At 65.3% G+C, this 9,737-nt stretch carries 7 protein-coding genes; 1 reads left to right on the top strand and 6 read right to left on the bottom strand.

Features of this window, described 5'->3' with window-relative positions; genetic code table 11:
• Positions 1-163: 163 nt before the first annotated feature.
• The 6 genes from RUU78_RS12830 to RUU78_RS12805 form a co-directional block, all read right to left on the bottom strand.
• Positions 164-1,549: a DUF1329 domain-containing protein gene (locus RUU78_RS12830; protein WP_313917180.1), complete on the bottom strand. Its 1,386-nt coding sequence runs from the start codon at positions 1,547-1,549 to the stop codon at positions 164-166.
• A 24-nt stretch (positions 1,550-1,573) separates the two neighbouring features.
• The gene (locus tag RUU78_RS12825; protein ID WP_313917178.1) at positions 1,574-3,463 is read right to left on the bottom strand and encodes a DUF1302 domain-containing protein; all 1,890 of its coding nucleotides are present in this window, start codon (positions 3,461-3,463) and stop codon (positions 1,574-1,576) included.
• A 31-nt stretch (positions 3,464-3,494) separates the two neighbouring features.
• Positions 3,495-5,690, bottom strand: a complete 2,196-nt coding sequence (locus RUU78_RS12820; RefSeq protein ID WP_313917176.1) for an Ig-like domain-containing protein — start codon at positions 5,688-5,690, stop codon at positions 3,495-3,497.
• A gap of 161 nt (positions 5,691-5,851) precedes the next feature.
• Positions 5,852-6,739, bottom strand: coding sequence for an NAD-dependent epimerase/dehydratase family protein (locus RUU78_RS12815; RefSeq protein ID WP_313917174.1), 888 nt, complete (start codon positions 6,737-6,739; stop codon positions 5,852-5,854).
• 112 nt (positions 6,740-6,851) lie between these two features.
• Positions 6,852-7,832: a response regulator gene (locus RUU78_RS12810; RefSeq protein ID WP_313917172.1), complete on the bottom strand. Its 981-nt coding sequence runs from the start codon at positions 7,830-7,832 to the stop codon at positions 6,852-6,854.
• A gap of 163 nt (positions 7,833-7,995) precedes the next feature.
• Positions 7,996-9,015, bottom strand: coding sequence for an ATP-binding protein (locus RUU78_RS12805; RefSeq protein ID WP_313917170.1), 1,020 nt, complete (start codon positions 9,013-9,015; stop codon positions 7,996-7,998).
• 337 nt (positions 9,016-9,352) lie between these two features.
• On the opposite strand from RUU78_RS12805, the gene RUU78_RS12800 reads away from it, so the two are divergent.
• Entirely contained in the window at positions 9,353-9,688 is a 336-nt protein-coding gene (locus RUU78_RS12800; protein WP_313917169.1) for a hypothetical protein, read from the top strand.
• Positions 9,689-9,737: the final 49 nt, after the last annotated feature.

Genomic DNA, 9,737 nt, shown 5'->3' with positions numbered 1-9,737 from the left:
TTCTACTCGGGGTTAAACCGCTATCTATTACAACCCCTGGTTTTTACCACTACCACCCCCTCCGGGGCGGGGCGGCCTATTGCTGCAATAGCAGGCGTTCGGCGGGGTTGTGGAGATCTGCTGCAGCACAAAGAAACCGTGCTGCAGAAGGTCGCCTCGCCGGTTATTGGAATCCGCGCTGGCGCAGAGACTGCGGCGTGAACATGTCCGGCGTGGTCTGGTACGAGAAGTCGTACATCGCTTCCTGGTTGTCCAGGCCCGACACGATGTAGCGGCCGGACTTGAGGTCGTGATGCGTTTCCAGTGTCGACCACATCAGCGGCACTTCGTAGTAGTTCACGCTCGGTGCTTCGGAATAGCGCCACAGCTTGCCGGCCGTATCGTAGTGATCCATCACGAGGATCTGCCAGCTATCCTCGTCGATGTAGAACGTGCGGCGCGGATTGATGTGGCGCTGGCCGGCCTTGAGCGTGGCCTCGACCACGTAGACACGGTGCAACTCGTAACGCAGCAGGTCCGGATTGATGAAGCCCGGCTTGACCAGGTCTTCCACCTTGACCTTGTCGCTGTGCGCCTTGTACGAATTGTACGGGACGTACATTTCCTTCTTGCCGACGAGCTTCCAGTCGTAGCGGTCCATCGCGCCGTTGTACATGTCGGTCTGGTCGTTCGTGCGCAGGCCGTCGGACGCGGTGCCCGGATTGTCGTAGGCGACGTTCGGCGCGCGGCGCACGCGGCGCTGGCCGGGGTTGTAGACCCATGCCTGGCGCGGTTCTTTCTTCGAGTCCAGGGTTTCGTGCACCAGCAGCACCTGACCGGCGAGGCGCGGCGGCGCGACGACTTCCTGGTAGAAGTAGATCAGCACGTTGTTGATGTCTTTGAGCGTGTTGCCGGGCTTGTAGTAGAGGCCGAGCAGCTCTTCCTTGATGCGGGTCAGCGTGTACGCGCCGTTCGCGGTCGGTGCCGCTTGGTTGGCCCAGCGCATGGCGGCCACGCCCTTGAACTTGAGCTTGTGGTTCCAGACCGCCTGATAGCCGGCCTTCACCGGGTCCTTGTCGAGGATCGGGAACGGCACGCCTTCGGCCACGCCTTCGACGCCTTCGCCGTCGTCGACGAGTTCGCCCGTGGTCGCGTTCTTGATCGTGTATTCATAGCTGCGCGTCGGGTACGCCGCGCTGCGACGCGTCGGATAGACCACCATTTTCCAGTTCTTGTACTTTTCGAACATGGCGATCTGGCCGGCGCCGATCTTGTCGCCCTGGTCCTTGTAGTTCGCCGCGGTGATCGTCAGCGTCGGCTTGTCGTCGGCATACGGATCGAGGTGATGGTCGCCGACCTTGTAGCCTGCCGGCAGCGTCGTGAGGCCGCCCTTCCATTCCGGAATCGTGCCGTCCTTGTTGCCGGCGCGTTCGGCGCCCATCGGGGTCAGCGGCGTGCCGCTGACGCCGAGCTTGGCCGCGTCCTGCGGACTGACCTTGGCCAACGCCGCGGTCGACACGAGGGCCAGCGCCACCAGTGCCGCAGTCCGGCTCTTTTTGAGCATCGTCATGAATTTCCCTCCCGCAGAAAACGCTTAGAACGAATACTTGACCGAGAACGCGATGAAGTCGCGGTCGCTGATCAGGTTCAGATTGCCGGCGCCGAAGAAGTCCGTGTAGCTGATGTCGAAGGCCATCTTGTTCAGATAGTTGGCTTCGACGCCGAGCGTGACGGACTTGCGGTCTTCGATGAAGTTGCCGCCGGGTCCCGGGGTGATGCCGTTGACGTCATGGTTGAACGCGATGCGCGGCGACAGCGTGAACGCACCGCCGAACGCGTTGTTGTAATCGCCGCGCGCGGCGATGCGGTAGCCCCACGAGAACGACGTCGGGAAACCGCTGGTCTGGGTCTGCGGGTTGCGCAGCGCGCCGGAGGTCACGTCGAAGCCGCCGCCCGTATCGGTGCCATCACCCTGATAGCGCATGACCGACGGATCCGGCAGATCCCAGATATTCGTGAAGCCGACTTCGCCGACCAGCGAAATCTGGTCCGCGCCGGTGAAATTTCCGGGACCGAACACCTTGGTCGCGGTGACCTGCAGCTGCGACACCTTGTGGCGTTCCCAGCCGCGGATCTCCTGACCCGGGCCGTACTGGCCGAGCTGGCTGCTGAAGCGCTGGCCGGGCGCCGGAATCACGGCGTTGAGCGGACTCAGCGCAGCGAACAGGAGTTCGACGTCGTCGATCTGCAGCGGCGAATTCGGGCGGTAGGACAGTTCGCCCTGCAGCGCGACGCCCGGACCTTCCAGGGGCATGTTGAAGCTGACCGCGTACATGCGGATGTCTTCGGGATATTCGGCGAAGTAGCGGCCGGTGTTGACCGCCGTGGTCCTTACCGAGGTACCTGACAGCAGCGGCAGGCGGCTGTGGTAGTTGAGCGCGTAGAAACCGAACTCGGCATTGTTGAGCCAGTCTGCCAGGTAGTTCAGGCGCAGGCCGTACTGGCCGGAGTTCTTCGCGAAGCGGTCCGGCGAGCGCGGCACGGCGGCACCGCAGGCCGCGGGCTTGAGCGCCGCGGGCAGGTTCGGATTGTCGGTGCCGGAATTGCCGAAGCAGTAGCCGTAGTAGAAATCCGGGTTGATGACCGGCTGCGGGATGGTGCCGAAGTTCAGCATCACGTAGCTGCCGCCGAGCGTGGCGAAATCGTTGGTCGAGAAGTACGTGCCGGCCGGATCCGCCTCGGTCTGCTCGAACTCGAGCATGTACAGCGCTTCAGCCGAAAGGTTCTCGGTCAGGCCGATCGAGCCCCACAGCATGTTGACCGGCAGGAACGCTTCCTTGAGTTCCGCACCGGCCACGCGCAGCTTCGACACGTCGATCGGATTGATGACGTTCACGCCGCCCTGGATGAAGGTGCTCTCGCCCCAGCTCACGACCTGCTGGCCGAAGCGCACCGAGCCCGACTGGCCGCCGATGTTGAAGTTGTGGAACACGAACGCGTCGAGGATCTTGGTGTCCTTGCCGACCTTCTCGCGCGCTTCCTGCGACAGATCGTAGCGGTCGACGTTTTCCCAGTCGTAGAAGCTGTAGCCGCGGAAGAACGCGCCGGTGTTCGCGCCGTACATCAGGCTCAGTTCGACCGTCGCCTTGACGGCGTTGGTGAAGACGTCGCCATCGTCCCATTTCAGGTCGGCGTCGTCGCCGTTGACCGAGTAGCGGCCACGCGCATCGCGCTGGGCCTGGCTGCCGAGCGGCAACTGGCCGATCGCGGGATTGAACTGCGACTTGCCGATCAGATCCTCGTCGGGCGAGGCGACGCGCCACGCGGCGCCGTAGGTCAGCGTCGTGTTGACGTTGCCGTGGAAGCCGTCCTCGCTGCCGAACTCGAACGCCTGCGCCGGCACGATGACGAAGGCACCGAGCGCAAGAGCCACGGCCGAGGCCAGGGGCCGCAGGCTGCCGCGGAAGTTGGTGTTGTTTTTCATATTTGGATTCCCCAAGTTCCTGGTCGGTCGCTTACTGCGTACGGATCACGGAGGTGTCGCTGACCTGGACCGCGGTACCACCGCTGACCAGCATGCTCGCCATTTCCTTCTGCATCTCGACCGTCACGAACGGCGAGCCGGTCGGATCGAGCAGCGAACCGTGGTTGCCCTGGATGAAGCGCGTAGCGCCGCGCACACCGGTGGCCGACTGGGTCGTCGCGGTGATCGAGGTCAGGCCCAGAGCGCGGATCAGCGGTTCCGTACCCGACAGCGGAGCACCCGGCACCGTGTTCGGGATGACCTGGTCCGGCAGCGCCGTGCCGCCACCGACGACTTCGTGCAGCAGCACGCGCTTGCCGGCGAGGGCGAACGCGGTATTCATCGGATCGGCCGAGTCGACCGCCTGCTGCGCTGCGCCCATGAAGCGGTCGAAGTCCGGCGAGCCGGCGACGACGCCCGACGCGGCGAGGCCGGCACGAATGCGCGGCCCGAACGTGGCCGAGCCGTCGAGCAAGCGGGCGATGCCGCCGCCCGGTACGCTGAACACGGCCGTGTTGATGCTGGGTTCGAACGCCGTGAAGCTGACGCCGACCATTGCACCCAGCGACTGGCCGACGAAGCTGATGCGCGATCCGTCGAAATCGCTGCCAGCGGCGCCGTCGTAGCTGATCGTCGGAATGGCCTTGGCCAGCGAGAACAGGTCGACAATGCCCTGACGCAGGTTGTCGCGCGAGGTCAGCAGGCTGCCGAGGTTGATCATGTGCGCGCCGGACGGATCCGGGATGTCATCCTTGCAGACCGACTGACCGGTCGGGCACGCGCTGCCATCGTTCTTGATGAGGTCGACGTTGAACGTGCGTTCGTGTGCGCCGGTCGCCACAAGCGGCGTCTCTTCGATGTTGAACGGATGGTTCGGCGGCAGGCCGTGCAGCGGCATGTCGATCGCGATGACCGCGAAGCCCTGCGAGGCCAGCGTCTGCGCGACGGCGAACGCATCGGTACGGTTGCGCGTGATGCCGTGCTGGTAGATCACGATCGGCCAGCCGGCCGGCGGTCGCGTCTTGCCCGAGGCCGCGTTCGGCACGGTCAGCAGGAGCGGGATGGTCTCGGTCTTGGTCGCCACGGGGAACGGATTGGCGAAGGTCACGTTGGTCGAGGTCGGCGACAGGCCGGCCGCGTTGAACGGCGGCACGTACGCACCCGGCGCGGCGGTCCAGAAGCCCTGCAGCACGGCGGCGGCCTGGGCTGGCAGCGTGCTGTTGGCCGGAGCCTTCAGGTAGTACGGCACATCGAGCGTGCCGATATAGATGTCGGCGATCGGCGCAAGTCCGAGGGCCAGATCGCCCAGGGTCCTGCCGGTCGGCACGACGCGCGTCAGCGGCGCCGGCGACTGGCCGACCTTGCCGACCGCGGCCTGCAGCACCGGAGTGATCGACTGCGTGGTGAACACCCAGCTCACGACGACCTTGTCCGGCGTGATGCCCTTGCTGTTGGCGGCGGCGAGGTGCGAATTGGTCAGCTGGCGCAGCGGTTCCAGCGCGCAGGCCGTGGCTGCCGGCAGCAGCGGCTCGGTCGAGGCGCCGTTGACGCAGAGCGGGCTGGGCCGCTTGGAGAGGAAATAGGTCTGGTCCGGCGTCGCGTCGTTGCCGTTGTTGTCGGTCACGCCGGTGGTGACGACGGTCATGTAGCTGGTCAGCTGCTTGAGCGGCTTGGTCGGAACGATTGCAACCGTGCGGCTGGTCGTGTCCGACGGTGCGACGGCAGTGACGAAATCGGCCGGGGACGCGAGCTCGCGCACGACGCCGGTGACGCCGCCGCCGGGACCGGTCAGGGTCACTTCGAACACGCGGACCGTGCCGCCCGGAACGACGGTGCTGGCCTTGGGCGCGGCGGAGAACTGCACCTGGCCCGGGCCGATCGTGCTCCAGCCGTCCAGCGCGTTCACCGCGACCTGGGGATCGGCGAAGTTGTTCGGGTTGGCGACCGGGATGTTGAGGGTCAGGTCGGTCGTACCCGACAGCAGCAGATTGTTCGGCAGCGGAATCACGCGCTGGGCCGGGTCCGCATTGGACGGGTCGAAGCGGGCCGCGATGACGCCGGTAACGGGGGTGCCGTTGCCATTGTTCGCCGGCGGTGTCGGGGTGGCGCGGGGGCTGTTACTGCCACCGCCACACGCGGCAAGCAGCGCAGACGACAACGCCAGTGCCAAACTCTTTCGGGCCTGCATAGGAAATTTTCCTTGGACAAGGTGGATGCGCAACGATCCGTATCTTAGGGAGTTCAAACGCTCGTTGGCAACGTGGATTTAACGAACTCGCCGGGACAGTTTTTGCTGTTGCGGCGCAACAAAATAAGCGCAAACAGCCGCATAGTGTACATTGCCAAAAATCACTTCGAGGTCACCGACTGCGCGTCGTCGCATGCAGCAGGATGCGCGGAAGGCACCGTCTGCCAGCACTCGGAACCGGGATGGAAGGCGCGTGGCGACCAGCCCAGCAAGGTCATCGCGGCGGCGTTGTCGGCGACCAGATCGCGCGTGAGGCGCTGCACCATTCCGCCGCCGCGCCCTGTGATTCGTGTCACGAAGCGCAAAAGATTAATGCTCAGTGGCAGCGGAACCGTCGCGCAACCGGCCCCGGCGCGCACGCGATCGAGCATTGCGGCGTAGCTCAACCGTTCGCCGCCGCCCAGTGGCAGGACCCGGCCGCTGGCCGCATCCGTCAGCGCGGCGACGCACGCCGCGGCCACGTCGTCGGCATGAACCGGCTGGCGCAGGCCGCTGGCCTGGGGCAGCAGCGGAAACAGCCGCGTCCGCTGCGCCCAGCGCACGATCGGGGTCAGGCTGCGGTCGACGCCAGCTCCGTAGATCAGCGTCGGCCGCAGTACGGTCCAGGCGACACTGCCCGCATCGCAATGCCGCGCCAGCCGCTGCTCGCTCGCCGCCAGACGCTGCGCCAGCTCGCGCTCGGCTGCGTCGAGCGACTCGCGTTTGCTGTCGGCACTCATCGAACTCAGGGCGACGACGCGGCGCAGCGCCGGCGTCTGCGCGCGTTCCAGCCAGGCGACGAACTGATCGAGCGGGCCGACGCAGATCACTGACTCGACTGCGGGCGCGACGAACGCATCGTCGAGGCCGCCACGCAGCCATTGCACACCGTCGAGCGGCGCACGCCCGATACGGCTCAGTGCAAGCACGTGGTGACCGGTCGCACGCAGTCGCGCCAGCAGGAACCCGCCGACCGCACCGCTGGCGCCGATGACCAGAATGGGTGGCATCACGGGCGCGGCATAGGCAGCCCTCTCCGCCGAGCCTGCTCGGGGGAGAGGAGTATCACAGGGTGCGGCTTCAACACCGTCGCGCGAATGCGGTCACGCCGCGCGCACAACCTCAGATCCGCGCGGCGCCGAACAGACGCGCCGGCAACGCGCGTATGCGGCTCAGCAGCGAATTGGGCAGCTTGGCCTGCGCCTGCAGCGTCTGCGCCGACGGCAGCACGCCGTAGCGGCGGACCGCCTTGGGCGTCTGCTTGAGCTTCCAGTAGCGCCCGAGTGCCGAATCCACGCTGAGCCGGCACGAGCCCATGCGCACGGGCTTGATCAGCATGCGGTAGACCTGCCCTTCGTTGATCAGCTCGATCACGGTCTGCGCGTTGGCGCGCTCGGTGATCACCACGGTCGCGATGTGCGGATGGTATTGCTTGAGCGCCTTGAGCATGAGGGTCAGGTCGGCGCCGTGATTGGTCGCGGTTTCCGAAATCACCACGCCAGTCTCGTGCTGCTCGAGCACCTGCAGCGCGCGCTCGGCCGTATTGGCGAAGCGCACCTGATAGTGCGGCTGCAGGATCTCGCGCAGGCGCTGCTGCACGCTAGCGTCGTCCTCGATCACGAGCACGCCGACCTGCGAGCGCGCGATGCTCTGCTCGTTCGGCGAGAGCTGGTCCGTCGCGACGGCCGGAGCCTCGCGCGATATCTCGCCGGCCTCCATCACGAGGGCGCGCAATTCGCTGTTGACCCAGGGCTTGTTGACGAAGCGATAGACCTCGCCTTCGTTGACCGAACCCAGCACCGCCTTGAGATCCGAATAGCCGGTCAGCAATACCCGCATCGCGCGCGGATGCTTCTCGCGGATCTCACGCAGCACGTCGACACCGAGCATCTCCGGCATGCGCTGGTCGCAGACCACCACGTCGACGTTGTGCGTGACCGCCAGCTGCGCCGCTTCGCGCGGTTCGGTCGTGACATACACCTCGAGTTCCCGAAACAGGGCCTTGAGCGCGCGCAGGATGCGCGCTTCGTCATCGATGAACAGCACGCGCAGGACCCCGCGGTTGGGATCACTGGCCGGCATCTCGAAATCCTGTCCTAGCATGAACGCGTGCCTTTAGGGAACCTCTGAACGAACAGTTCGTGCTTTCGGAGCCCCCTTGAGTCAAGGGGGCGGCCAAATGCCTGCGCAGCAGGCGTTTGGCGGGGTTGTGGAGATCTGGTGCAAATCACAAGAGCGGCACTCCAGAACCTTGCTCAACACTTTCCTAGTGCAGGGTCGGTCGCGCTGCGCTTTCGCTTGGCAGCATGACGGTGAATTCCGAACCTCGGTTCGGCGTAGTTCGCACTTTGATCGATCCGCCATGCGATTTCACGATCTTGTGGACGATCGACAAACCGAGCCCGGTGCCCTCACCGGGCGCCTTGGTCGTGAAGAACGGATCGAAGATCTTCGGCAGCACGTCGTCGGGAATGCCGCAGCCCGTATCGGAGAACGCGATCTCGACGTTGCCGTCGGCGGCGCGCGTGGCGACGGTCAGCGTGCCTTCGTCTTCCATGGCCTGCGCCGCATTGGTAATCAGATTGAGGAAAACCTGGTTGAGCTGCGAGGGCATGCCGCGCACGCGCGGCACGCTGTCGAGCTTGCGCACGATCTTGATACGGTCGCGCAGCTGGTGCCCGGCGATCATCAGCGCACTCTCGACGCCTTCGTTCACATCCATGAGGTCCAGGCCGTCGCGGTCGACGCGCGCGAAGCCCTTGAGATTCTGCACCAGCGAGGACAGCTGGGTGATGCCCTCGGCGGAATCGGCCAGCAGTTCCTTGGCCTCGGTGAGCAACGGGCTCTTCTCCACTGCCTTGCGCGCTTCGAACAGCTTGCGCCGCGATTCCTCGACATGCTTGACCAGCTTGTCCAGCGATTCCTTGTCGGCGCCGAACATCAGATCGACCGGCTGCTGGCAATACTGCACGGCGATGTCGTAGTTCTTGACCAGCTTGCGATAGTCGTCGAGCAGTTCGCCCACGACTTCGACATTGCTCTTGACGAAGCCCAGCGGCGTGTTGAGCTCATGCGCAACGCCCGCGACCATCTGGCCGAGCGAGGCGAGCTTGGTGGTGTGGATGACCTGCGACTGGCTCGACTGCAGTTGCTTGAGTTCGACCTCGGTCTGCTGGTGGTCAACCTGCAACTGGGCTCTCGCCGCTTCGACCTGGCGCAAACGCCAGAACAAGGCGCCAGCCGCCGCAGCCAGGGCCAGCACCAGAATCACGAGCACTGCTGTCACGAAACTCTCCCCATCACGTTCCCCCTGCACGCGGCCTGCCGTGGCCACGATCGACGGGCGGCACGACGTCCTGCGTGCGGCCTACCGGGGTTGCTGCATCGAGCCGTTGACAGATCGATAACATCCGTCCGCCGCCCTCAGTCCCGGGCGCAGTATAAGCATGGCGGCCGGCTGCCTATTCCCGGTAATGTACCGCCTGTCGGCGCTTTCGTGATCGGATTCACCGAAAAGCCGTACAGCGGCGACGGCGGGGCCAATCCGGCCGCAACGCGCCGCTATTTCGCCAACCGGGGTTTCGCCGGGGCAGCCGGCGCGAAACCTCCACCGGAGACTGCGCATGATTGCCCGCGTCTGGCGTGGCGTGACCCTCGCGGTCAGGGCCGACGAATACCTGGAACACCTGCGCGAGACCGGCCTGCGCGACTTCGTGCAGACGCCGGGCAACCGCGGCGTGCAGGTGATCCGGCGCGTCCAGGGCGAACACTGCGAGTTCCAGATCCTTTCTTTCTGGGATTCGATGGAAGCGGTGCGACGCTTCGCCGGCAAGGAAGCCGAGCGCTCACGCTATTGGGACGCGGACGAGGAGTTCCTGCTCGAGATGGAGCCACTGGTGCGCCACTTCGAGGTTGCCGAGATGATCGGCGATTCCTCGGGGTCCGCTACCAAAGACTAGCAGGCTGTTGAGAATCGCGCCTTTTTCACTGCCGCGATAGAGCCGGTCA

Origin of the sequence: Tahibacter sp. (assembly GCF_032229445.1) — a bacterium.
GTDB lineage: Bacteria > Pseudomonadota > Gammaproteobacteria > Xanthomonadales > Rhodanobacteraceae > Tahibacter.
Note: the sequence above shows the minus strand (reverse complement) of the source record. Positions and strands in the feature narration are given on the sequence as shown.

Bases quoted from the DNA above. Each gene is read 5' to 3' on its own strand.
- RUU78_RS12830 (WP_313917180.1), bottom strand. From the start codon at position 1,549: ATGACGATGCTCAAAAAGAGCCGGACTGCGGCACTGGTGGCGCTGGCC.
- RUU78_RS12825 (WP_313917178.1), bottom strand. From the start codon at position 3,463: ATGAAAAACAACACCAACTTCCGCGGCAGCCTGCGGCCCCTGGCCTCG.
- RUU78_RS12820 (WP_313917176.1), bottom strand. From the start codon at position 5,690: ATGCAGGCCCGAAAGAGTTTGGCACTGGCGTTGTCGTCTGCGCTGCTT.
- RUU78_RS12815 (WP_313917174.1), bottom strand. From the start codon at position 6,739: ATGCCACCCATTCTGGTCATCGGCGCCAGCGGTGCGGTCGGCGGGTTC.
- RUU78_RS12810 (WP_313917172.1), bottom strand. From the start codon at position 7,832: ATGCTAGGACAGGATTTCGAGATGCCGGCCAGTGATCCCAACCGCGGG.
- RUU78_RS12800 (WP_313917169.1), top strand. From the start codon at position 9,353: ATGATTGCCCGCGTCTGGCGTGGCGTGACCCTCGCGGTCAGGGCCGAC.